This is a genomic window from Ensifer sp. SSB1, from assembly GCF_016652895.1.
In the GTDB taxonomy this organism is placed as follows: Bacteria; Pseudomonadota; Alphaproteobacteria; order Rhizobiales; family Rhizobiaceae; genus Ensifer.
Window position 1 is genome coordinate 1 of sequence record NZ_JAEPRP010000015.1, and the last position, 19,737, is coordinate 19,737.

General features: G+C 62.5%; 24 protein-coding genes, 1 tRNA gene and 1 riboswitch. Of the genes, 15 read left to right on the plus strand and 10 right to left on the minus strand.

Going from position 1 to position 19,737, the window contains the following annotated elements; all coding sequences use genetic code 11:
• Both rpoD and I8N66_RS05845 read left to right on the plus strand, forming a co-directional pair.
• On the plus strand, nt 1-1,137 hold a 1,137-nt coding region (gene rpoD / locus I8N66_RS05840; protein ID WP_291150783.1), incomplete at its 5' end, for an RNA polymerase sigma factor RpoD.
• A gap of 200 nt (nt 1,138-1,337) precedes the next feature.
• Nucleotides 1,338-1,631, plus strand: coding sequence for a GYD domain-containing protein (locus I8N66_RS05845; protein ID WP_113540453.1), 294 nt, complete (start codon nt 1,338-1,340; stop codon nt 1,629-1,631).
• A 22-nt stretch (nt 1,632-1,653) separates the two neighbouring features.
• Here I8N66_RS05845 and I8N66_RS05850 read toward each other — a convergent pair whose 3' ends face one another.
• The gene (locus tag I8N66_RS05850; RefSeq protein ID WP_291150786.1) at nt 1,654-2,469 is read right to left on the minus strand and encodes a DUF2066 domain-containing protein; all 816 of its coding nucleotides are present in this window, start codon (nt 2,467-2,469) and stop codon (nt 1,654-1,656) included.
• An 87-nt stretch (nt 2,470-2,556) separates the two neighbouring features.
• Here I8N66_RS05850 and I8N66_RS05855 point away from each other — a divergent pair, with 87 nt between their 5' ends.
• Nucleotides 2,557-3,126, plus strand: coding sequence for a hypothetical protein (locus tag I8N66_RS05855; protein ID WP_113540451.1), 570 nt, complete (start codon nt 2,557-2,559; stop codon nt 3,124-3,126).
• Nucleotides 3,127-3,215: 89 nt separating this feature from the next.
• Here the strand turns inward: I8N66_RS05855 and I8N66_RS05860 are convergent, their stop codons facing one another.
• Nucleotides 3,216-3,668 (minus strand): VOC family protein, encoded by a 453-nt coding sequence (locus I8N66_RS05860; protein ID WP_291150794.1) that lies wholly within the window; start codon nt 3,666-3,668, stop codon nt 3,216-3,218.
• Between the two features lie 152 nt (nt 3,669-3,820).
• Between I8N66_RS05860 and I8N66_RS05865 the strand changes: the two genes are divergently transcribed.
• From I8N66_RS05865 to I8N66_RS05880, 4 genes are all read left to right on the plus strand, one after another.
• Entirely contained in the window at nt 3,821-4,174 is a 354-nt protein-coding gene (locus I8N66_RS05865; protein WP_291150797.1) for a DUF1428 family protein, read from the plus strand.
• Nucleotides 4,175-4,315: 141 nt separating this feature from the next.
• Nucleotides 4,316-4,738, plus strand: a complete 423-nt coding sequence (locus tag I8N66_RS05870) for a secondary thiamine-phosphate synthase enzyme YjbQ (protein ID WP_291150800.1) — start codon at nt 4,316-4,318, stop codon at nt 4,736-4,738.
• Nucleotides 4,739-4,842: 104 nt separating this feature from the next.
• Complete coding sequence (locus tag I8N66_RS05875; protein WP_223725072.1) at nt 4,843-5,247, plus strand: ketosteroid isomerase-related protein; 405 nt, start codon at nt 4,843-4,845, stop codon at nt 5,245-5,247.
• 398 nt (nt 5,248-5,645) lie between these two features.
• Nucleotides 5,646-6,032, plus strand: coding sequence for a hypothetical protein (locus tag I8N66_RS05880; RefSeq protein WP_291150806.1), 387 nt, complete (start codon nt 5,646-5,648; stop codon nt 6,030-6,032).
• A gap of 946 nt (nt 6,033-6,978) precedes the next feature.
• On the opposite strand, the gene I8N66_RS05885 is transcribed toward I8N66_RS05880, so the two are convergent.
• Complete coding sequence (locus I8N66_RS05885) at nt 6,979-7,719, minus strand: SIMPL domain-containing protein (protein ID WP_291150808.1); 741 nt, start codon at nt 7,717-7,719, stop codon at nt 6,979-6,981.
• A gap of 255 nt (nt 7,720-7,974) precedes the next feature.
• Here I8N66_RS05885 and I8N66_RS05890 point away from each other — a divergent pair.
• Nucleotides 7,975-8,050, plus strand: a tRNA-Ile gene (locus I8N66_RS05890).
• 216 nt (nt 8,051-8,266) lie between these two features.
• Here the strand turns inward: I8N66_RS05890 and I8N66_RS05895 are convergent.
• On the minus strand, nt 8,267-9,229 hold the full coding sequence (locus tag I8N66_RS05895) for a phosphatase PAP2 family protein (protein WP_291150811.1): 963 nt from the start codon (nt 9,227-9,229) through the stop codon (nt 8,267-8,269).
• Between the two features lie 425 nt (nt 9,230-9,654).
• Here I8N66_RS05895 and I8N66_RS05900 point away from each other — a divergent pair, with 425 nt between their 5' ends.
• From I8N66_RS05900 to I8N66_RS05910, 3 genes are all read left to right on the plus strand, one after another.
• On the plus strand, nt 9,655-9,867 hold the full coding sequence (locus I8N66_RS05900; RefSeq protein ID WP_162768924.1) for a hypothetical protein: 213 nt from the start codon (nt 9,655-9,657) through the stop codon (nt 9,865-9,867).
• Between the two features lie 212 nt (nt 9,868-10,079).
• On the plus strand, nt 10,080-10,430 hold the full coding sequence (locus I8N66_RS05905; protein WP_113540443.1) for a hypothetical protein: 351 nt from the start codon (nt 10,080-10,082) through the stop codon (nt 10,428-10,430).
• A gap of 163 nt (nt 10,431-10,593) precedes the next feature.
• A complete protein-coding gene (locus I8N66_RS05910) occupies nt 10,594-11,610 on the plus strand; it encodes a glycosyl hydrolase (protein WP_291150817.1) in 1,017 nt (338 codons plus the stop codon).
• 142 nt (nt 11,611-11,752) lie between these two features.
• Here the strand turns inward: I8N66_RS05910 and I8N66_RS05915 are convergent, their stop codons facing one another.
• The 3 genes from I8N66_RS05915 to I8N66_RS05925 all read right to left on the minus strand — a co-directional run bounded on the left by I8N66_RS05915 (nt 11,753) and on the right by I8N66_RS05925 (nt 13,743).
• Nucleotides 11,753-11,992 (minus strand): DUF982 domain-containing protein, encoded by a 240-nt coding sequence (locus I8N66_RS05915; protein ID WP_057253209.1) that lies wholly within the window; start codon nt 11,990-11,992, stop codon nt 11,753-11,755.
• 130 nt (nt 11,993-12,122) lie between these two features.
• On the minus strand, nt 12,123-12,812 hold the full coding sequence (locus I8N66_RS05920) for a GntR family transcriptional regulator (RefSeq protein ID WP_291150966.1): 690 nt from the start codon (nt 12,810-12,812) through the stop codon (nt 12,123-12,125).
• 136 nt (nt 12,813-12,948) lie between these two features.
• Nucleotides 12,949-13,743, minus strand: a complete 795-nt coding sequence (locus tag I8N66_RS05925) for a DUF1194 domain-containing protein (RefSeq protein WP_113540441.1) — start codon at nt 13,741-13,743, stop codon at nt 12,949-12,951.
• Between the two features lie 157 nt (nt 13,744-13,900).
• Here I8N66_RS05925 and I8N66_RS05930 point away from each other — a divergent pair, with 157 nt between their 5' ends.
• Both I8N66_RS05930 and I8N66_RS05935 read left to right on the plus strand, forming a co-directional pair.
• Entirely contained in the window at nt 13,901-15,208 is a 1,308-nt protein-coding gene (locus I8N66_RS05930) for a glucoamylase family protein (RefSeq protein ID WP_291150827.1), read from the plus strand.
• Nucleotides 15,205-16,053: a ferric iron reductase gene (locus I8N66_RS05935; protein WP_291150830.1), complete on the plus strand. Its 849-nt coding sequence runs from the start codon at nt 15,205-15,207 to the stop codon at nt 16,051-16,053. Before I8N66_RS05930 ends, I8N66_RS05935 begins: the two co-directional genes overlap by 4 nt.
• A gap of 44 nt (nt 16,054-16,097) precedes the next feature.
• On the opposite strand, the gene I8N66_RS05940 is transcribed toward I8N66_RS05935, so the two are convergent.
• From I8N66_RS05940 to I8N66_RS05950, 3 genes are all read right to left on the minus strand, one after another.
• A complete protein-coding gene (locus I8N66_RS05940) occupies nt 16,098-16,895 on the minus strand; it encodes a CbtA family protein (RefSeq protein ID WP_291150834.1) in 798 nt (265 codons plus the stop codon).
• Nucleotides 16,896-17,092: 197 nt separating this feature from the next.
• Nucleotides 17,093-17,269 (minus strand): CbtB-domain containing protein, encoded by a 177-nt coding sequence (locus I8N66_RS05945; RefSeq protein WP_034791966.1) that lies wholly within the window; start codon nt 17,267-17,269, stop codon nt 17,093-17,095.
• Nucleotides 17,270-17,310: 41 nt separating this feature from the next.
• A riboswitch (cobalamin riboswitch) is annotated at nt 17,311-17,575 on the minus strand.
• Entirely contained in the window at nt 17,574-18,266 is a 693-nt protein-coding gene (locus I8N66_RS05950; RefSeq protein WP_291150855.1) for a TetR/AcrR family transcriptional regulator, read from the minus strand. (Overlaps the previous riboswitch by 2 nt.)
• Before the next feature lie 104 nt (nt 18,267-18,370).
• Here I8N66_RS05950 and I8N66_RS05955 point away from each other — a divergent pair, with 104 nt between their 5' ends.
• Both I8N66_RS05955 and I8N66_RS05960 read left to right on the plus strand, forming a co-directional pair.
• A complete protein-coding gene (locus tag I8N66_RS05955) occupies nt 18,371-19,201 on the plus strand; it encodes an NAD(P)H-binding protein (RefSeq protein ID WP_291150858.1) in 831 nt (276 codons plus the stop codon).
• The gene (locus I8N66_RS05960; RefSeq protein WP_291150861.1) at nt 19,198-19,677 is read left to right on the plus strand and encodes an anthrone oxygenase family protein; all 480 of its coding nucleotides are present in this window, start codon (nt 19,198-19,200) and stop codon (nt 19,675-19,677) included. The genes I8N66_RS05955 and I8N66_RS05960 overlap by 4 nt, the downstream gene beginning before the upstream one ends.
• The last annotated feature ends 60 nt before the right edge of the window (nt 19,678-19,737 follow it).

The following is a 19,737-nucleotide window of genomic DNA, read 5'->3' on the forward strand; positions in this document are numbered from 1 at the left end:
ACGCTTTCGCCCGCCCAGGAGCGCCGCTACAAGGAACTCAAGGACGAGCTGATCAAGGCGGTCAAGTCGCTGTCGCTCAACCAGAACCGCGTCGACAGCCTGGTCGAGCAGCTCTACGACATCTCCAAGCGCCTGATGCAGAACGAAGGCCGCCTGCTGCGGCTTGCCGAATCCTACGGCGTCAAGCGCGACTCGTTCCTGGAGCAGTATTCGGGCGCCGAACTCGACCCGAACTGGATGAAGTCGATCAGCAACCTGGCCGGCAAGGGCTGGAAGGAATTCGCCAAGAGCGAAAACCAGACGATCCGCGACATCCGCCAGGAGATCCAGAACCTCGCCACCGAAACCGGCATCTCGATCGCCGAGTTCCGTCGCATCGTTTCGATGGTGCAGAAGGGCGAGCGCGAAGCGCGCATCGCCAAGAAGGAAATGGTCGAAGCCAACCTGCGCCTCGTCATCTCCATCGCCAAGAAGTACACCAACCGCGGCCTGCAGTTCCTCGACCTCATCCAGGAAGGCAACATCGGCCTGATGAAGGCGGTCGACAAGTTCGAGTACCGCCGCGGTTACAAGTTCTCGACCTATGCGACCTGGTGGATCCGTCAGGCGATTACCCGGTCGATCGCCGACCAGGCCCGCACGATCCGTATTCCGGTGCACATGATCGAAACGATCAACAAGATCGTTCGTACCTCGCGCCAGATGCTGCACGAGATCGGTCGCGAGCCGACGCCGGAAGAACTGGCCGAAAAGCTCGCCATGCCGCTCGAAAAGGTCCGCAAGGTCCTGAAGATCGCCAAGGAGCCGATCTCGCTCGAAACGCCTGTCGGTGACGAAGAAGATTCGCACCTCGGCGACTTCATCGAGGACAAGAACGCGCTGCTGCCGATCGACGCCGCCATCCAGGCGAACCTGCGCGAGACGACCACTCGCGTTCTCGCTTCGCTGACGCCGCGCGAAGAGCGCGTGCTGCGCATGCGCTTCGGCATCGGGATGAACACCGACCACACGCTCGAAGAAGTCGGCCAGCAGTTCTCGGTTACCCGCGAACGTATCCGTCAGATCGAAGCGAAGGCGCTTCGAAAGCTCAAGCATCCTAGCCGTTCCAGGAAGCTCAGAAGCTTCCTCGACAGCTAAAGTCGGGCTGTTTCAAAATCGCAAAATCAAAAGAGCCGGGCCCTGTGCCCGGCTTTTTCGTTTCCGTCTCACCCAAGCGATTTATTGTGGGGGCTTTCAACGAGGAGTATATTCGCGCTTTCGGAGCAATTGGGGCACCCCGTCTAAGACGCGGGAGCAATCGCACCGCGGGCGTGAAGCGTGCCCCGTGGAGGTGTAGGATGACCACTTATGTAATGCTCCTCAACTGGACCGAGCAGGGCGTGAAGAATGTGCGCGACTCTCCCAAGAGGCTCGACACAGCCAGGCAGGTGCTCGGCGAGATGGGCGGCTCCTTCAAGCATTTCTTCCTGACAATGGGTGACTACGACATGGTGGCCGTCGTCGAAGCGCCAGACGACGCGGTGGCGGCACGTTTTGCATTGACGCTCGGCATGGCTGGCAATGTGCGCTCGACCACGCTCAAGGCATTTCCAGAGGCGGCCTATCGCGAACTGATTGCCTCGCTCGGATAAAATGCAGCGACGCCGCAGCCGTTCAGGGCGGCCCGTTTCCGGAGAGGACGCGGGCCGCAGCGCGTAACGCATTGCGAAAGGCGTCGTCAAAGCTGACGCCGCTGACCTGCCACGTGTAGCTTTTGCCGGCCGACATCATCCGCCAGTTGGCGATCCAGCCGCGGGCCTGATCGGACCAGACCAGCGTGCCTGCGAGCGGCATGTCGTCCTTGCTGAGGGCCGCGAGCCTGGCGAGTTTCTCAGGGCCTTCTTGCGATACGACGGTGAAGTCCAGCTGCGCATCTGCAACTGTTGCCCTGTCCGGCAGGACGACGGAAAGGGCGAGCGGTGTCGCTGCCGCCTGAAGCGAGTCCGCCATATAGGGGCTTTCGTCGCCGTCGCGCGCGAGCACGAAGCGGCGTCTCTGATCCTCGACCGCCAGCAACACGGCAATCACCGGGCGCGGCTCGAGCCACGGCTTGTGGCCGAGCTTTGCGAGAAGCGGGTCGAGCGTTGCCGGTGCATAAAGGCACCTAAGATCGTGCGGGCGATCGTGGGTGCCCTGTTCGTCGTGGATGGGGATGCCTTCCATCCGGTCGCGATAGGAAAAGGACGCGACGAAGCTGCCCGCCTCAGCCTCGAGCGCTGCGAAGCCGGGCGCTTTGGGGATCGTCGGATCACCCGAAACTTTCACCAGCACTTCACCCAGGCATTCGCGAAAGCCGATCTGCCGGTTGACCTCGCCGGTGCCGGTGACGATCGCGTCACTGCGATAAAGCTGCTCGATATCGCCGGCCCTTGCCGCATCGCCAAGGCTCAAAGCAAGCAGGAACGGCAGCAGCAAACTCGACTTCGTCATGCGGCTCTCCCGATCGTTGGCCTTTGAATCAAAAGAGATCCTTAACGTTTACACTTTATCAATTTCTCGGAAACCCGAGGTTCTGCGATGCGTTGCGTATTTGTCGTCGTCCTCCTGTTGCTGGCCGGCTGCGGAACGGTGCCGAGAGACACCCGGAATGCCTGTGCGGTTTTCGAGCAGCGAGATGGCCTGTTCAACAATTGGCGTCGTGCCGCCTATGGCGCCGAGCGCGAATACGGCGTGCCCGTGCCGATCCTGATGGCGACGATCTATACCGAGTCCGGCTTCCGCCATAATGCGCGGCCGCCGCGCACCAAGCTGTTCGGCTTCATCCCCTGGACGCGCGCCTCCACCGCCTATGGCTATTCCCAGGCGCTTGACGGCACCTGGGCGCGCTATCAGAGCGAGACCGGCCGCTGGGCCGCACGGCGCTCGGACTTCGGCGACGCCATCCGCTTCATCGCCTGGTATCACCGCGAGAGCGCGCAGCAGAACGGCATTGCGCTCAACGACGCCTACCGGCTCTACATCGCCTACTACCACGGCCACGCCGGCTATGCGCGCGGCAACTGGAGCGATACGGCCAAGACCGGCGCCAAGCGGGCGGCCGGCATGGCGTCGATTTACAACAAGCAGCTCAGGGGCTGCGGCAGCTAAGGCCCTTCCAGCCAGGGCGCGGGAGTGTCCTGTCCCGTTGTTTTGCGCAACCGGACGCCGAACCGTGTGACACTTTCGTTGGTCTCGCTTCAGCCGGCTGCCGCTCTCTCCAGTTCGGCGACGTCGATCTTCACCATGCCCATCACCGCCTGCTGGGCGCGTGCGGCGCGTGCCGGATCGGGATCGCTAAGGTGTCGCATCAGGGCGCTCGGAATGATCTGCCAGGCAAGGCCGAACTTGTCCTTCAGCCAACCGCAATGCTGCGGCGTACCGCCTTCGAGCAACCGGTTCCAATAGTAGTCGACCTCCGCCTGATCGGCACAGCGCAGGAAAAACGACACCGCCTCGTTGAACTTGAAATGCGGGCCGCCGTTCAGCCCCATGAAATGCTGCCCCTCGAGTTCGAAGCTCGCGGTGAAGGCCTTGCCATCCGGGCCTTTTTGAATGTCGGTGACGCGGGCGTTGCGGAAGATGGAGGTGTAGAAACCGATGGCTTCCTCCAGCTGATCGTCGAACCAGAGAAAGGGCGTGATCCTCTGCATGGATATGTCTCCCGTGGTGTTGCTACCAACCAAGGACGAACGGGCCATGCCCGTTCCGACAGGCGCGGTTCAAAAAAAATCAAAGGCGGTGTCGGAACCTTTGCGCCTCAAGCGTCCTTTGCTGGTCGGAAGAACCAAGGAAGGATTTCTCAATGACCTATGTGGATGGTTTTATCGTTGCCGTGCCGAAGGTGAACATCGAGGCGTACAAGGCGATGGCCAAGGCGGCGGGCGATGTCTGGATGGAGTATGGCGCGCTTTCCTATAACGAATGCCTGGCCGACGACGTGCCCTATGGCGAGGTGACGTCCTTCCCTCGCTCGGTTCAGGCCAAGGACGATGAAACGGTGGTCTTTTCCTGGATCGCCTACAAGTCGCGGGCGGACCGCGACACGATCGTCGCCAAGGTGATGGCCGATCCGCGGTTGCAGGGCGACGCCTGGAAGGAAGTCTTCGACGGCAAGCGCATGATCTATGGCGGCTTCCAGACCTTTCTGGAGATGTAGCCTGGAGATGTAGGCGGCGCGCGGCACCTTTTCCCATGGCGCCCTGTCTTGGAGCGGAAACGGTCCAGGGGTAGAAGCGTTCGGCAAATCAACGAGTTGCACCTGCCTTGCGGCGGGTGCCGCTGCGCGCTGGAGACCGACATGCCGCAGACGAGCATCACTATTTCCACCCGCGGGCAGGGGCTATACGAGTTCACCGACGAGGTGGCCGCATTCGTGCGGGCCAACACAGACAGAGAGGGGCTCCTAACCGTCTTCGTCCGCCACACGTCCTGCTCGCTTCTCATTCAGGAAAATGCCGATCCGGATGTGAAGCGCGATCTCGATGCCTTCTTTCGCCGGCTGGTGCCGCCGTCTTCCGATCCCACGATGAGCTGGGTGGTGCACAGGCAGGAGGGGCCGGATGACATGCCAGCGCATATCAAGGCGGCGCTGACACCGGTCTCGCTCGGTATTCCCGTTGCCCGTGGCCGCATGGTGCTCGGCACTTGGCAAGGGATTTATCTCTTCGAACATCGCGACCGGCCGCACCGTCGCGAGATCGTGCTGCACCTTGGCGCCTGACCGCCATCCGATCGGCACGCCGATGCAATTGACCGGAACGGGATTCGTCCTAGTTAGTGCATGGAGATCGGAGGGCTCCGGCGCGGCGCCGGAGAGGAACAGCAATGACGGATGCACAGACCATTGCCAACCGCTTCATCGAAGCGCTGAACCAGCGTGATTTCGAGGCGCTGGCGCGGCTCGTCCATGAGGATATCGAGCTCGATTCGCTGACGGGTCAGCGCACCGTCGGCGTCGGTCCCCTGCGCGCCTGGCTTATGAACTACCTACGCCGCTTCGACGAACAGTTCGGCGATGTCGTGCTGATGCGTGATGCCTTCGGCCAGCGGGTGGCGGCCGACCTGACGGTGCGTGGCACCTATCGCGAAACGATGGAGGGCTTTCCCCCTGCAACGGGCCAGAGCTATTCCATCCCGAGCGTGCTGATCTTCGAGATAGAGGAGGGGGTCATCACTCGCCTCAGCCACTATCGCAACATCCGCGTTTTCGAACGGACGCTCGCCGGCTGACGAGGGCTTGAGGGCGAGCGCGAATCGCTCGATTGCGGCCTTCGACGCCAGAGAATGCCCCGATGTTTTGATTGCGCGACCGTCCTGGCGGCACCCGATTTGCTTTTGCCGCGACGATCACATCAGCAATCGTCGCTTTCGCGCCGGGCCGCATTATTGCCCCCCGACGATCTCAATAAGCCGTTCTGGATCAGTGGCTTATCGCCCGTCTGCAATCCGCGGACTGGACCGCTTCGCAAGGCCGAATCCTGCGTCAGTGGGGGGGGGATCACGTTCCGACAATCTGAACCTCCAATGAACACCGGGTTCCGCTGTCGTTCAGCTTAGGGAACCTATTCTTTGCTCAATCGCTTGGGACGGTGATTGCCTGCTGAACCCTTCAAGCCTGGAGAGATGTCATGAAGAACCGCTTTTTTAACGCTGCTGCCGCCGCCGTCATTGGATTGACTGGCCTGCTTGGTGCTGCCTCCACCGCTTCGGCGGACTCGATCGAATTCGGACTCGGCCCGCGCGACGGCATCGACGTGCAGTACCGCGACTACGACGGCGGCTACGGCGACGAGCGTGATTGGAACCGCGGCCGTGACCGTCACTGGGACCGTGGTCGCCGCGGCGGCTGCTCTCCGTGGATGGCCGTCGACAAGGCTCGCGACCGGGGTCTCCGCCGCGCCTATGTCGCCGACGTGACGCCGCGCCGCGTCGTCGTCGAAGGTCGCCGCCACGGCTACCGCCAGACGATCGTCTTCGCAAACGCGCGCGGTTGCCCGACAATCGGCCGCTGGTAAGCGCCAATACCAATCTTCCCGCCTTGTCTCCCCCGGCCGGCGGAAGAATGGCCCCCCACGCTTCGGCATGGGGGGCTTTTTTACGTGCTGTGCCGTGTCGTTGAGACCGGGAGGTTTGAGCATTGCAACACTGCTGTACTGTTCGCCCACATACAGCTCCTTTCCGGCTCTGGCTGCGTGGCCTCTCTCCTGGAGTAGCGATCGCAGAGGGGTTGATACTTGATCGGGCGGTTGTTATTCGCGGGCAGTCTTTGCCAATGCGGTACGTGGTGTCCGCTTTTTCAAATGTCATTCGACTACAGATTTGTAGACGGGCCTCGCGGGTGGGCTTTCCTTCGAGTTCGTCCCCTGTGACCATGGCTTCGGCGACAAGAGTGGCTACGGCCGGTTTGGTCCAGATGTATTCAGTATAAGAGAAGAAGCGCTTCTCTTGACTGAGGGCTTGATTGCCCGCTCTTTCCCGGATTGGTCGACAAGCCATCGCCATCGGGGCGTTCCGTGGGTGTGGGGAGACATCTGGCTGATATTCCCGCTCGTTTTCGGAGTTGCGGCGCGACGTCAGAGGGAATGTGCGCCTGGGTCCGATCGTCGAGAAATACGTCCCTTGTCCCTGTCTGCTGCCTCGCAAACAAAGGTTTCATCGAAAGGTGCTGTTGACCTTTCTCGACCGGTCCGAGGATCGCGTGCGAATGGTGAGCGAACGCCATCGCTATTTGCTGATCTGCGGCATCTGATGCGCGACAAGGCGTTCGCCAGACGCTGGACATCTTACCGACGGAGGCATCCCCACCTTGTTCTGGAGCTACCTTGCTCGTTTCAACCCACGGTTCCAGCGTGAGGGCCGCTGAGCACGGGGCCAAAACGAATCGCCCCGGCACCGATTTCCGGAGCCAGGGGCGAGAAGGGTGGAAGCCCGCGCGCGATCGCTGCGGGCTTAGCCAGGTTTTTACTGCTTGATTTCGAAGGTCACGTTGACCGTCACGTTGTAGCTGTTTTCGCCGGTTGCGACCGGAACGGCGTCGGCGGCATATTCCTTGGCCATGCCGGCGCGCATCATCGAGACCGGTTCGGGGCGGAAGCCCTGCTCGCTGATGGTGACGATCTTGCCGACCGAGACGCCGGCAGCTTCGGCAAGCACCTTGGCCTTCTCCACGGCGTCGGCAACGGCGGCCTTGCGCGCTTCGGTGATGACGGCTTCCGGCTTGTCGTTGGTGAACTGCACACCGCCGCCCTGGTTGACGCCGAGCGTGACCGACTTGTCGATGACTTCGCCGAGCTTGGCGAGATCACGCACGCGGACGGTGACGCCGTTGGTGACCTGATAGCCGATCAGCTCCGGCGGGCGGTTACCACCATCGGTGTTGGTCGGGTAGTTGTATTGCGGGTTCAGCATGAAGCCGCTCGTCTGCAGGTCGCGGTCGGCAATGCCGCTGTCCTTCAGCGCCTTCAGCACTTCGGCCATGGTCTTGTTGTTGGCGTCGAGCGCCTCGCGGGCGGTCTTGGCGTCCTTGACGACGCTGAGCTGCAGTACCGCCATGTCCGGCGCGGTCGTCGCGCGGCCTTCGCCGGCAACGATAATGGTTGCCTTTTCCTTGTCCGACTCCTGCGCCTGAGCGGCGGCCACACCGGCAAAAGCGGCGGCGAAAGCGGCAATCGAAAGCGTGCGGGCAGTGCGTGTGGAAATCATGGTCTATGTCTCTCCGGTTGTTCCGTCCCTGCGTCTTCTTGGCTGGCGATTGTGTGAGCATTGCGGCAATGGCTTGTCCGCAAAAAGGTTTTCCGCTAGAGCCATTCCACCGCGAACTGCCATTGGTTCGCGCACCTGGATCGCCACGGCGCCACACGTCCTTCTCAGGCGTGCCAAAGTCGCCGTAGCACTTAAAGTTGCTGCTTGTCTTACCTTGAGATTATTACGATTTCAGGAAGCCTGCAGATCCAGAGTGGGCCTGTAGCTCAATGGTTAGAGCCGGCGGCTCATAACCGCTTGGTTGGGGGTTCGAGTCCCTCCGGGCCCACCAAATTTAATCTATTCACAGACTTGTTGGGTGGTTAGCCGCTCGGCTAGGCTGCCGGTCCTTTGTGCGAACCCGCCATTTTGTATCGAGCCGTCAGGTCGCGACATCGTCGAGATCGTCGCACGGATCGAGTTTGCCACCTTTGGGAGAGGTACTGACTGGCGCCGCGCAGAATGCCTCCCGCAGTGCTATGAGATGTGACAGCCTCGAGTATTTCGCCTAGGCGACTTGAGGCGTTAGCCTTCGGGATTGGAACCGTGAGGCGATCCCGTACCAGATCACCAGCGTAGCGGCATAGGAAACGTAGGCGTCGACGGCATAGTGCCAGCCGAGGTGTATCGACCCCAGAAATATCAGCGCGCAATGGACCTTGAGCGCCCATTGTATGGCGGGGTGAAAGCTCCTTGAAGCCAGGACCATCAAGAGCGCCGTCGCATTGTGAAGGCTGGGCATGGCAGAGATGCCCATTTCGGTGCCGGCACCCGCGTAGCCCTGCCAGAGCAGGTTCTGTACGTTGAGAGCAAAAATCGGCGCGTTTTGGTCGGCGGCCCTGAGATAGGACATCAGATCGGCATATGGATTTTCCCCGAGGCCGAGATTGCCGAAGAAGCACGGGCCGGCGGATGCGAACGCGGTCGCCAGGAAGCTGCCGAGAATGATCCATGACAAGGCGAAAGTGACGAGAAATTGCATGCGCTGCGGCCGCTCGCTGAACGCGACTGCCATCCAGAAGGTCCACATCACCATGAACCAGATGCTGTAGTTGATGCTGAGCAGGAAGGTGATGGGCCAATAGCCGAGGACCGGCTGAAGCCATTGCCACGGGAGCCAGCCGAAGTGGAGCGCTCGGTCGAGATCACTCAGCGTCTGGTCCCAGGAGAAGACAGGCAGGCGAGTCTTCCACTGCCAGAATACGCTGGTGAGGATCACTTGCGCGACGGCAACGGGAAAATAGGAGACTGCCGTTGCGAACGGCACGCTGCGGATGTCACGGACGATCGCCGTAATCGGGCGGTCCTCGCGATTGACCAGAACATGATAGGCACCCCGCACGCCCGCCGCGAACAATGCCGTAATCGCGACAAGACCCATCAGGGAAACGCCGAAATACCAGAACCACGTGCTGGGGGGCACTTCAAGCAGGCTGAAAGCCAGAAGCAGATAGGCGATCGGCAAAGACACGACGACAGCGTCTCTGCGTACACCGGAAAGCAATGCGCCCATAAATGTTCGAGGATCAAGCATAGCCGCCAAGAAATCCCGATTAATTTAGCAATTAGGATATTACCAACACCTGAAATTCCTCTTAATCATCAAATGATGATGCGCGTTCTCGATCAGGAGTAGGCTTCGTGTGCGCGCATAAGCACCGCGCCAGGTATCGGTGCCTCACCAAAGGGACGGGAAGGTGAGGGCGGCGGCACGAGGAAGGTCAGCTCTCAGCGCAAAAAAAATGCCCGCTCGACGCGGGCAGTTTTGGAGTGGGCGCATACGCTCAACATGTTGCGCCTCGCACCAAGGTGGCCGTCATAGGTCAACGAACTGTAAATGCGTGATAGCTAAATATGAGGAAGGACGGTGCTGCGTCCGTTGCCGCTGTGTGCCGCTTGATCGACAAGCGTGGCGGTTTCTCCGCCAGTGCGGCCGATTTTGCGCCTTCATGCGAAAAAATTTCCTTGCGAACCATCCGGCGTTTCCGGCGGCGCAGCTACCACCGGGCGTGGTGGATGGCGGTGCGGGTGGGCCTGCAAGTGGCGGGCGAGTTCGCCTTCGGGTCGGCTGTCGGGCAAGCATCTGGTTTTCCTGATTTGTCTTCCTGATCCTCGTGCGGCGCCCCAAGCCCAGCATGTGCCCAATCAGCGGCCGCATTTGCGCCTGGTGCCGGTGCCATTCGCTGCAACCGTCGGAAGAACGCCCTACGAAAGAATTCGTTAATTTTAGCAATTTATAATGGAGAGGGGGTTGAACAACGCCGCCATATCCCCCAAAGGAGGCATCGGGCGGCCAAGGTCGCTAATTCGAAAGGATGCTTATGCGAGATAAGACCGCATGTGCCGGCGCGAGCCGCACCCCCATTTCGGGTTTCAAGTATCTCGTACCGACCGCCTCAATTCTTGGTATTCTGCTGCTTTCCGGCTGCTCGTCGACGGTTCTTGGAGAAACGCCGTTGTTCGCATCGGGCCATTCCAGCGCTTACGCGAGCCCTTCGGTCAAGATCCGCAAGGAAGAGAAGCAGTTGCAGGTCGCCGAAGCGGATGAGGATGTGGTCGCACCGCAGCCTGTGAGGAAGACCACCGCCGCCTATCTCGGCCGCGCACCCTACATCTGCTCGCCGAGCGGCTTCGGCCGTACGTCGCACTGCTTCCTCCGAGCTTCGCTCTAGCGGGATTGTCTCTGTTCGAGTTTGCGTAATTCCGGCGCGGCGAAGCCGCTCGGGAACGTTTGGGGGATCGGGGTCCCCGTCTTCGGCGGTGACTGACCGTCGCATGCGTGATGCGTCCGATTTTATTTGCGGCGTCGAGAGACGATCCGCTGGAGAATGTTCGTTGTCTGCCAGGCTTTTGAGATCAGCCCTTGCCGCGGGAACACTGGCGCTTCTCGCCGTTGCCGGCACGCCGGCGGCGCGCGCGGACGATCCGGCCGATGGTATCGACCGGGCGCTGACGACAGCTGCGATCGCGCCCGAGGCAAAGGGCGCGAAGGAGCGGGCGGTTGCCATCGGCGTCTACGATCCGCATGACGCCGTTGCCGACAGTGAGGCGCTCGAGCTCGAGCATGTGTTCGTTTATTGGCAAAAGCCGGACCGCGCGCTCTTGAAGCGCAAGATCGCGATTGCGGCGCGGCAGGGGCGAGCCCTGATGCTCTCGGTCGAGCCCTATACCCATGCGTCCGACTGGCGCGCCGGCGGCGAAAGGCTGTTTGCCGATATCGGCAAGGGCCGCTTCGACCGCGAGATCGGCGACGTCTGTGCCCGCGCGGCCGCCTTCGATGGCCCCGTCTATGTGCGCTGGGGGCACGAGATGGAGGACCCCGATGGCCGCTATCCCTGGGCACGTCGCGATACGGAAGGCTACAAGAAGGCGTTTCGCTATTTCGTTGGCAAATGCCGGGAGCTCGCGCCGCAAGCGCGGTTCGTCTGGTCGCCGAAGGGCCACCGCAATCTCGCCGGCTACTATCCGGGTGACGATGTCGTCGATGTCGTCGGAATCCCCATCTGGGGCTTGCAGAAAATGGATGTCGACTATTGGGGCCGCGAGCGCCGCTTCGCAGAAGCGCTGAGCGAAAAGTACCAGCGTGTGGCAGGCTTCGGCAAACCGGTCATGATCGCCGAACTCGGCGTCTCGGGTTCGGCCGACTACAGGCGCGCCTGGTACAAGGAAATCCTCGATCAGCAGACCTATCGCCGGGCTTTCCCGCTGCTGACCACCGTCGTGTTCTTCAACGACAAGGAGCCTTACAAGTGGCCGCTCGGCTACGGCTCGCCGGATTGGCGGCTCGACAGGGAAGCACTGAAGGCGCTAGCCGAGCGTCAGGCGAAGCAAGCGGCAGAACTCGCCGACTGATCGTGCATAACATCCGTGGAAAAGTCAGGTAGCGCTTGTGCGATGGCGCAGCGCCTTTGGGGGGCGATGCGCCGATCGTCCTTCGGCGCATCGTAAAGACCCGATCTACGAACACATGGCCCCGGATCTTGGGACTTCCGCGTCAGGCCAGAAGCAGGCCCGATTCGCGGGCAGCGGCAGCAAAGCAGCGGCTGGCCCGGTCCGTACTCGTCAATCCATCCAGCGCGTCCAGGCAGCGCCTGAGAGCCGCGCGGTACTCCCGTCCACGGCGCCCCGGCCATTGCCGCAGCAACTCGACGGCTTCGAAGACCGTTCTGACGACGGTCTGCCGTTTTGCGGATAACCGGAGGGGAATGGGAGTGGCGAAGAACTTCTCGCTCATTTGCTTATCCTCGTTCTCAGTCTTTTTCGAGCGCGAGGCCAACGCCGTGGCGCGGCAATGGTTCCGTCGGATCACCGACTTTTTTCGGCCCGTGACCTTTTCGTGATTCGGCGCGTGCCGGGGGCGGGCTCTAAAGCTCGAGTGCAGCCTTGAGGTCGCTCGACTTGTGCGCGCGAAGATCGAGATCGGCTTCGATGTGGTCGATATGGTGGACCATCATCTTGGCAGCCAGGTCGATGTCGCCGCGTTCCAGCGCATTGACGATCTCGTCATGTTCGCTGTGGCCGCAGCTTGAAACGGTCGACTGGCCGTAAAGCGCGATGACGAGGGAAGAGCGGGCGACGAGCTCGTCCATGAAACGCCGGAGGATGGCGTTGCCGCTGAGATCGGCGAGTGCCAGGTGAAAATCGCCCGAGGCCTTGATCTCGGCGCGGCGGGCCGACTGGCCGCGCTGTTCGGTGAGCTGCCGCTCCTCTGCCAGCATGCGCCGGAGCTCGGCGAGCTCGGTCTTGCCGATATTCGCCGCTGCAGCCCGCACGACGCCGGGCTCGATCAGGCGGCGGGTGGCGAAGATCTGGCGCGCCTCGTCGATCGAGGGATGGGCGACAAAGGCGCCACGGTTCTTCTCGACGCTGACGAGCCCTTCATAGGAGAGCGCCTGCAGTGCGGCGCGCACCAGGGTGCGGCTTACATTGAAGAGTTCGCCGACATCGCTTTCCGAAAGCTTGGTGCCGGGGGTAAGCCGCCGCTCGACGATCGCATCGCGCAACGTGTCGCGGATATGCTGACTGCCGGTGTCGGTGGCCGGGTCTGCGGCCATGTCGGCCGGTGGGGGCGTAGTGGTCAAGGACATGAATCGATCCGCGAAGCAACGGCTCATCTTATCGCCGGACGAAGCGAAGGGAAACGACAATCTGACGCGCGTGGGTTGCGCGGCAACAACTAGGCGGTGAAGCCTATTTGTCGAGTTCGGGATAGACTCGGTCGAGGAAACCGGGCCTCAGCTTCTCGCCGATCAGGCAATCGGATGCCGGCAGCGCATCGGCCAGGCGAACGGTTGGCGGCGGCTGCAGGCCGCTGACCTCGAGCACCAGCTTCTGGCGGATGGCGATCGAAAAATCCTCCGGTTCGTGCACCGGCAGCACGAAGGAGCCGGGGCCACCGATGACGCATTCGGCGTAATACTGGTCGAGCGGGCCGGTCGAGACCGAGGGGCGAATGAGGATCGCTAGCCCGTTGATGGTGATGCCGCGGGCGATCGCCGTCTCGCGGGCCGGGATGACCGGCGGGCCGATGTTGTTCGGGCCGTCGCCGGAAACGTCGATGACCCGGCGTATGCCGTTGAAGGCGTTCGAATCGATCAGCGCCGTACCGTAGGTGATCGCGTTCGAGATCGACGTGCCCCGCCTGGTGCCGACCGGGCGTGCCTCGATCAGCTTGGCAAAGGCATCGGCGTCGGCGGCGGTGGAGATCACTTGCCAGGCGACGACGGAGGATTCGTTCACCGTGCCCGCCCATTCGAAATAGCCGATGGCGATCTTGCCCAGTTGCCCGCTTCCGACCGCATCCAGGAAATCGCGGTGCCGGAGCGCCTCGACATAACCGGCGCGCTGGATGCGCGCCTCATCCAGATCCATCGAGCCGGACATATCGACGGCCAGGATCAGTTCGACATCGACATCGGTCGGCACGGCGGTCGATGGGCTCGTGCCACCACTCAATGAGAGGATCAACGCCAACACGCTCAACATCGCTTCAACCAGTCATTGCGCGCGGTCAGATTAGAAGAATGTAACACAGGATTGGATTTCGGCGACCATTTGGGTGTAGTTGGCCTTCAACAAAGAGTGATTTTGTCGGGGTCGGCCCGGAAATATACTTGCGGCCGGCCAGGGCCGGAAAGGCGGAATGCTGAAACCGACGGAAAATGCCGAACTATTTCAGATCGATAGTCTGCAGAGGGCGGCGTTCGGCTACTTTCTCGAATATGTGGATCCAGTCACCGGATTGATCGCGGATACGTCGCTTCCGGGTGCGCCGTCGAGCATTGCGGCGACCGGCTTCGGCCTTTCCTGCTATCCCATCGGCGTCGAGCGCGGGTGGATCTTGCGCCGCGAGGCGGTCGGGCGGGTGTTGACCACGCTGCGTTTCCTGGCTGAAAGCCCGCAGTCGCGCGACCGGGGCGCGAGCGGCTATCGCGGGTTCTACTATCACTTTCTCGATATGCGCACCGGCGCGCGCACCTGGCGCAGCGAGCTTTCGACCATCGACACGGCGCTGCTGATCGCCGGCTGCCTGACGGCTTCGGCCTACTTCTCCCGCGAAGATGAAGAGGAAGGCGAGATCCGCGCGCTTGCCGAACGGCTCTATGCGCGGGTCGACTGGCGCTGGGCGTTGAACCGGAGTGAGACGCTGACGATGGGCTGGCGCCCACCGGGCCGATTCCTGAAGTATCGCTGGCAAGGGTATAGCGAGGCGCTGCTGCTCTATGTGCTGGCGCTCGGGGCGCCAGAGCACGCAATCGAACCGGAGCATTATACCGTCTTTACGGACGATTATGCCTGGATCGCGGTTCAAGGCGGGTGTCATCTCCACGCGGCGCCGTTGTTCATCCACCTGGTCCCGCAGGCCTGGCTCGATCTTCGCGGCCTCGGCGATCGGCCGATGCGGGGAAGGGGAACCGACTATTTCGAAAACAGCCGGCGAGCTATCGGGCTGCAGCGTGACTATGCGCGGCAAAACCCGGGCCGCTTCGCCGGCTATGGCGAAGACCTCTGGGGGCTCAGCGCCTGCCACGCGCCACATGGCCAGCTGCGCCTCAAGGACGGGCGCTGGCAGCGACTTCGGGGCTACGCCAATCGCGGCGCACCTTTCGGTCCGGATGACGGCACGCTTGTGCCCTGGGCGGCGGCGGCCTGTCTGCCGTTCTGTGCGGATGCGTCGCTATCGGCGCTCAGCCACATGACGGCCAGCTACCCCGGGCTTCTGAAGGCGGGGCGCTTTCCGGGCGGCTTCAATCCGAGCCTCCCGGGCGAGGGGCCGGAGGGGTGGATCGACGCGCGCGTCGTCGGCCTTGACCAAGGGCTCGTCGTGATGATGATCGAGAACTGGCGGAGCGGCTTCGTCTGGGAGTTGACGCGTAGTCTGCCTGCGATCCGGCACGGACTTGAGCGTGCGGGATTTGAAGGTGGCTGGCTGGCGACGGAGACGGTATGAATTTGGGAGGCCAGCAACAGATTGCGCAGACCGGGGAAGGATATCCGCCCCGGGTGCTGGCAGTGGTCGAGCGGTTGTGCGCTCAGTTCCCTGACGCTGGTGTCTCGCTCGGGCCGGCGGACGGAGCCTTCAGCGCACCGGCCGGCTTCTGGGCTGCGGGCGGGGCCGGGATCGAGGAGAGCCTCGCCTATCAGGACTTTTTCGCAGTCGGCATGACGGACCGGATCCGGGCCGCGCATCTGATCGCCTTTTACAGTCGCCAGGTAAGTGTGGTTCTCGGCGCGCTCTATCTCGGTGCGGGCGTCCAGGCTGAGATCGCCGGCATTCGCTTTGAAGACTGGAGCCGCCTTTACCAGGACCGCGCGGTTGCCGGCAAACGCTACCATTTCCAAGTGGATCTGGCGGAGAGATTGCAGCAGCCGGAATGCATCGGCGTTTTCGAGCGCGGCTTCACAGCCCATCTGGCGCCGGTCATCGCGATCCTGAAGAAACGCTCGGGGCTTTCCTCCGGGGCGCAGTGGCGGCTGGCGGCGGATTCGCTTGCCGGCGCGTTCCTGGAGATCGGACGGGCGATCGGGGACGAAGCGCGCGGCATGGCTGAGGCGCTCGCGATCGTCAAACGGCCGGGTTCGCGGCTGTTTTCGGAAGAGATCGGCTACGAGGAGATCTCCGCCACCGATCCGGCAAGCGGCGCGCAACTGTCGTGCCAGTACCGGATCCGCTGCGGCTGTTGCCTCTATTTCAAGACGGAGGGCGGCGGCTTCTGCGATACCTGCGTCCTGCTGGAGCCGGACGATCGCCGCGTGCGGCTGGCAGCGCGTCTGACGCAAAACGGCGGGGCTTGAACCCCGCCGTTTTATGTTCTGGTGCCTGCTGAGGCACATTGGGTTCAATGCGATTTGAGGAAGCGCTCGTTGATGAAGCCGGAGACGACGCCGAGAACGATCCAGAAGGCGAGCGTGGTGGCGAGCGCGGCGACCGCGAACTCGGCGCCGAGCACGGCCGGGACGTTGCTGGAGATATCGAGTGGCTGCGGCGCGCCGTAGACATGGGGTGCGGCGATCAGGACGAGGCCGGCAACCTTGGATACGATTTCCTCGCGCAGAACCAGGAGATAGAGGCCGACTGCGGAGAGAGCGACGGTTGCCAGCCACCAGGTTTGGCGGTCGCCGAGTTCGGCTGCCGGGAAGCCCGGCAGTTCCGGCGGCAGGCCGATCGCCGGCAGCATGTGCACCGCGAGCCAGCCGCAAGCGCCCCAGAGTGCGCCGTTCCTAAGCGTGATCGGATAGCCGATCACCAGGCTGACGCCGGCGAGCAGCAGGCCGAAGCCGGAGCCGGTGACGAGGTTTGCCATCAGCGTGCCGGAGAAGCGGCTCAAACCGAACATGATGCCGCCTTCCTCATGTTCGCCTTCGTGCGCATAGGCCGGCGTGATCGGCGACAGCGCGTCGAGCACGGCGCCAAGCGGCGATACCGCCTTCAGCGACGAATGCTGGTCATGGCCCTCGGCGGCCGGCTGTGCCGCACCCGGCTGGCCGGCCGGCTGTTCGGTCGCGGCCGGAGCCTCGCCTTCGAATTGCTCCGCATGCAGGATCAGCGGCGTTACCCGCAGTTCCTGGGCGCCGGTCATGAAGACACCGGCAATCAGTCCAGCCACGATCGCGGCCAGAAGCGTTCTGACAATCATCTTGAATTCCCTCGATAACGGCAAACGCCACGCGTTTCGGCGTGGTTGTTGAGCCTTCCCATTCGCTGTGCCACACGGACGGTGCTTGCATGTTCGCCAAAGCGCCATGCGCAAACGCCGACATCCGGCGTGAGCCGGATGCATTCAGGTCCGCAGCTATTTCGATGCGGAACGTTGTTCACGTTCCGGCGCATCGTTTAGTGGCAGGGGAAGCCGTAGGAGTGGCGGGTGTCGTGCGCGGTGTCGTGCAGCACGGCCGAATTGGCAAGGCCGGCACCGAAGACGAGGAATGCGCCGATGAAAAGGGCGATGACGCCAGCGGTCAGACGATCGCTGAGGGAGAGCGGGGTGCTCGAAATGGTAGACGTAGCCATGACAACCTCCGTGATGGCATCGGGAAATTCCCGGTGTGGGCCCTATGCCCGTATCGAGTGGCAGGTTTCCTGGCTCACGGCGCTGGGCGAAATGCCCGGGATCTGCCTCGCCTTCCCAGTTCGACCCCTCTCTCGGGGCCTGTTCCAGTGGCTTCTTCCGGATTGCTCCGGAACGGCAAGATCAACGTCGCTCTACAGTCGCGGGGTCGGCCGTGATTTGAATGCCCAGCATGGGTCCATCCGTCACGTTCCCGTTTACTCCCGAAACGCGTTCGCGTCCCGGGAACCAATCGATCCAAAATGATTAGGAGCGTGTCATGGCGTTGTCAATTGAGCCTGCGCCGCCGGCCGCTTCATCCGCGACAAAATCGCGAAGCATCATCTGCTTGTAGGCCTCGACGATGCGGTCGCCCTCCGGCCGATCGACCGAGACGGCAAGTCGCATGGTGCAGTCGCCGAGATGCATGATCAGGAAGGCAGCGCTGTCGATCATTTCGCGCGGCGTCTCGGGCGCAAAGCGGGCCCAGACATCGGCCAGAAGCTTGCCGCCGGTGCGGCTTTGCAGAAGATCGACCTCACGCAGCGCCTTGTCGGCCTGCATCGCCGACCAGATGTCGCGCATGACAGGCTCGGCCAGGAACATGTCGTAGTAGATGTCGAACAGCAGTGAGAAGGCGTCGCGCAGTTCTGCCATCGACGTGACCTTGGCGAGTTCGGCGGCGATGCACTCGTTGCACACGGCATTGTAGCGCTCGGCCAGCGTACGCACGATCGCCGCCTTGTCCGGGAAGTACTGGTAGAGCGACCCGATCGAAATCCCCGCCTTTTCAGCGACTTCGCTCATGCGCATGGCGTCGCTGCCCTTCTCCTGGATGAGTGCCGTCGCGCAGGCAAGGATCTGCTCCACGCGCTCGCGGCTGCGCTTCTGGCTGGGCGTCCGGCGCAACGTGGTCTCGTCGTCGGCGGGAAGTGTGGCGGGGCTTGCACCTGGAATCATGAGTAATGCTCACATTTTGACTTGACTCCTAAAATACGAGGATTTATCACATTTGCAAATGTGAGAGATACTCATGTTTGTTGGTGAAACCTCAGGAGGAAACGATGTCTCAGAAAGTCACACTGGTTTTGGGCGGTACCGGCAAGACGGGGCGGCGCGTGGCCGAGCGCCTTCGGGAGCGGGGCATAGCGGTGCGCATCGGCGCCCGTTCGGCGTCGCCGTCCTTCGACTGGACGGACGAGGCGACCTGGGTGCGCGTCCTTGAAAATGTCGATCGCATCTATGTCTGCTACCAGCCGGATCTGGCGGTGCCGGGCGCCGTCGACGTCATCGACCGGTTCTCGAGCCTTGCCGTTCGCTCGGGCATCAAGCGGCTGGTGCTGCTGTCGGGCCGCGGCGAGGACGAGGCGGAAGCGGCCGAGCGCGCGCTGCAGGCCTCCGGCGCCGACTGGACGGTCATCAGTGGCAGCTGGTTCTTCGAGAATTTTGACGAAGGCTTCTTGGCCGATGGCGTGATGAGCGGGTCGGTCTTCCTGCCGGTGGACGAGGTCACTGAGCCCTTCGTCAGCTGCGACGACATTGCCGATGTGGCGGTCGCGGCGCTTCTGGACGACGCACATATCGGCAAGGTCTATTCGCTGACCGGCCCGCGGCTGATGACCTTTGCCCAGGCCGTGGCCGAGATCGCCGTCGCGGCCAACCGCCGGATCGCCTATCAGCCGGTGCCGATTGACGATTTTGCGGCACAGCTCAAGGCCGACGGCGTGCCGGATGACTATGTCGCACTCATCCGCTATCTCTTCTCCTCGGTGCTCGACGGACGCAATTCCAGCATGACGTCCGATGTCGAGCGCGTGCTTGGGCGGCCCCCGCGCGACTTTGCGGATTATGCCCGGGAAACCGCAGCAACTGGTGTTTGGAGTATTGCCGCATGATCCCGCTGATCCCCGCTCTGGCGTTTGCCGCCGCGATCGGTTCCGGCCTGATGGCCGGACTGTTCTTCATCTTCTCGGTCTGCATCATGCAGGCCCTGTCGCGGCTGCCGCCGGAGCAGGGGATCGCCGCGATGAACGCCATCAATGTCGTGATCCAGAACCCGATCTTCCTCAGTGCTTTCATGGGCACCGCGCTGCTCGGTCTGGTGCTCGTCGTCATGGCCTTCCTCTCGGGCGGCGAGGGCAGGTGGTGGCTTGCCGCCGGCGGCATCGCCTATGTCGTCGGCGTGCTTCTGGTGACGATCATCTTCAACGTGCCGATGAACGATGCGCTCGCCGCTGCAGCCCCCGGTCAGGCGGCGACCGATCTCTGGCATGAGCGCTATCTGACCGATTGGGTCTGGTGGAACCACGTGCGCACCTTCGCATCGATCGGCGCGCTGGCGCTCTTCGTTCTCGGTTTCGCCCGCGCCTGACGAAAAGCGCCGGCAAGTCGATCCTTGCCGGCGCCTGTAGGCGTCTTGACCTCTAAGCCC

Excerpts from the sequence above, each read along its gene's own strand:
- I8N66_RS05845 (WP_113540453.1), top strand. The coding sequence starts at position 1,338 with ATGACCACTTATGTAATGCTCCTCAACTGGACCGAGCAGGGCGTGAAG.
- I8N66_RS05850 (WP_291150786.1), bottom strand. The coding sequence starts at position 2,469 with ATGACGAAGTCGAGTTTGCTGCTGCCGTTCCTGCTTGCTTTGAGCCTT.
- I8N66_RS05855 (WP_113540451.1), top strand. The coding sequence starts at position 2,557 with ATGCGTTGCGTATTTGTCGTCGTCCTCCTGTTGCTGGCCGGCTGCGGA.
- I8N66_RS05860 (WP_291150794.1), bottom strand. The coding sequence starts at position 3,668 with ATGCAGAGGATCACGCCCTTTCTCTGGTTCGACGATCAGCTGGAGGAA.
- I8N66_RS05865 (WP_291150797.1), top strand. The coding sequence starts at position 3,821 with ATGACCTATGTGGATGGTTTTATCGTTGCCGTGCCGAAGGTGAACATC.
- I8N66_RS05870 (WP_291150800.1), top strand. The coding sequence starts at position 4,316 with ATGCCGCAGACGAGCATCACTATTTCCACCCGCGGGCAGGGGCTATAC.
- I8N66_RS05875 (WP_223725072.1), top strand. The coding sequence starts at position 4,843 with ATGACGGATGCACAGACCATTGCCAACCGCTTCATCGAAGCGCTGAAC.
- I8N66_RS05880 (WP_291150806.1), top strand. The coding sequence starts at position 5,646 with ATGAAGAACCGCTTTTTTAACGCTGCTGCCGCCGCCGTCATTGGATTG.
- I8N66_RS05885 (WP_291150808.1), bottom strand. The coding sequence starts at position 7,719 with ATGATTTCCACACGCACTGCCCGCACGCTTTCGATTGCCGCTTTCGCC.
- I8N66_RS05905 (WP_113540443.1), top strand. The coding sequence starts at position 10,080 with ATGCGAGATAAGACCGCATGTGCCGGCGCGAGCCGCACCCCCATTTCG.
- I8N66_RS05915 (WP_057253209.1), bottom strand. The coding sequence starts at position 11,992 with ATGAGCGAGAAGTTCTTCGCCACTCCCATTCCCCTCCGGTTATCCGCA.
- I8N66_RS05920 (WP_291150966.1), bottom strand. The coding sequence starts at position 12,812 with ATGGCCGCAGACCCGGCCACCGACACCGGCAGTCAGCATATCCGCGAC.
- I8N66_RS05925 (WP_113540441.1), bottom strand. The coding sequence starts at position 13,743 with ATGTTGAGCGTGTTGGCGTTGATCCTCTCATTGAGTGGTGGCACGAGC.
- I8N66_RS05930 (WP_291150827.1), top strand. The coding sequence starts at position 13,901 with ATGCTGAAACCGACGGAAAATGCCGAACTATTTCAGATCGATAGTCTG.
- I8N66_RS05935 (WP_291150830.1), top strand. The coding sequence starts at position 15,205 with ATGAATTTGGGAGGCCAGCAACAGATTGCGCAGACCGGGGAAGGATAT.
- I8N66_RS05940 (WP_291150834.1), bottom strand. The coding sequence starts at position 16,895 with ATGATTGTCAGAACGCTTCTGGCCGCGATCGTGGCTGGACTGATTGCC.
- I8N66_RS05945 (WP_034791966.1), bottom strand. The coding sequence starts at position 17,269 with ATGGCTACGTCTACCATTTCGAGCACCCCGCTCTCCCTCAGCGATCGT.
- I8N66_RS05950 (WP_291150855.1), bottom strand. The coding sequence starts at position 18,266 with ATGATTCCAGGTGCAAGCCCCGCCACACTTCCCGCCGACGACGAGACC.
- I8N66_RS05955 (WP_291150858.1), top strand. The coding sequence starts at position 18,371 with ATGTCTCAGAAAGTCACACTGGTTTTGGGCGGTACCGGCAAGACGGGG.
- I8N66_RS05960 (WP_291150861.1), top strand. The coding sequence starts at position 19,198 with ATGATCCCGCTGATCCCCGCTCTGGCGTTTGCCGCCGCGATCGGTTCC.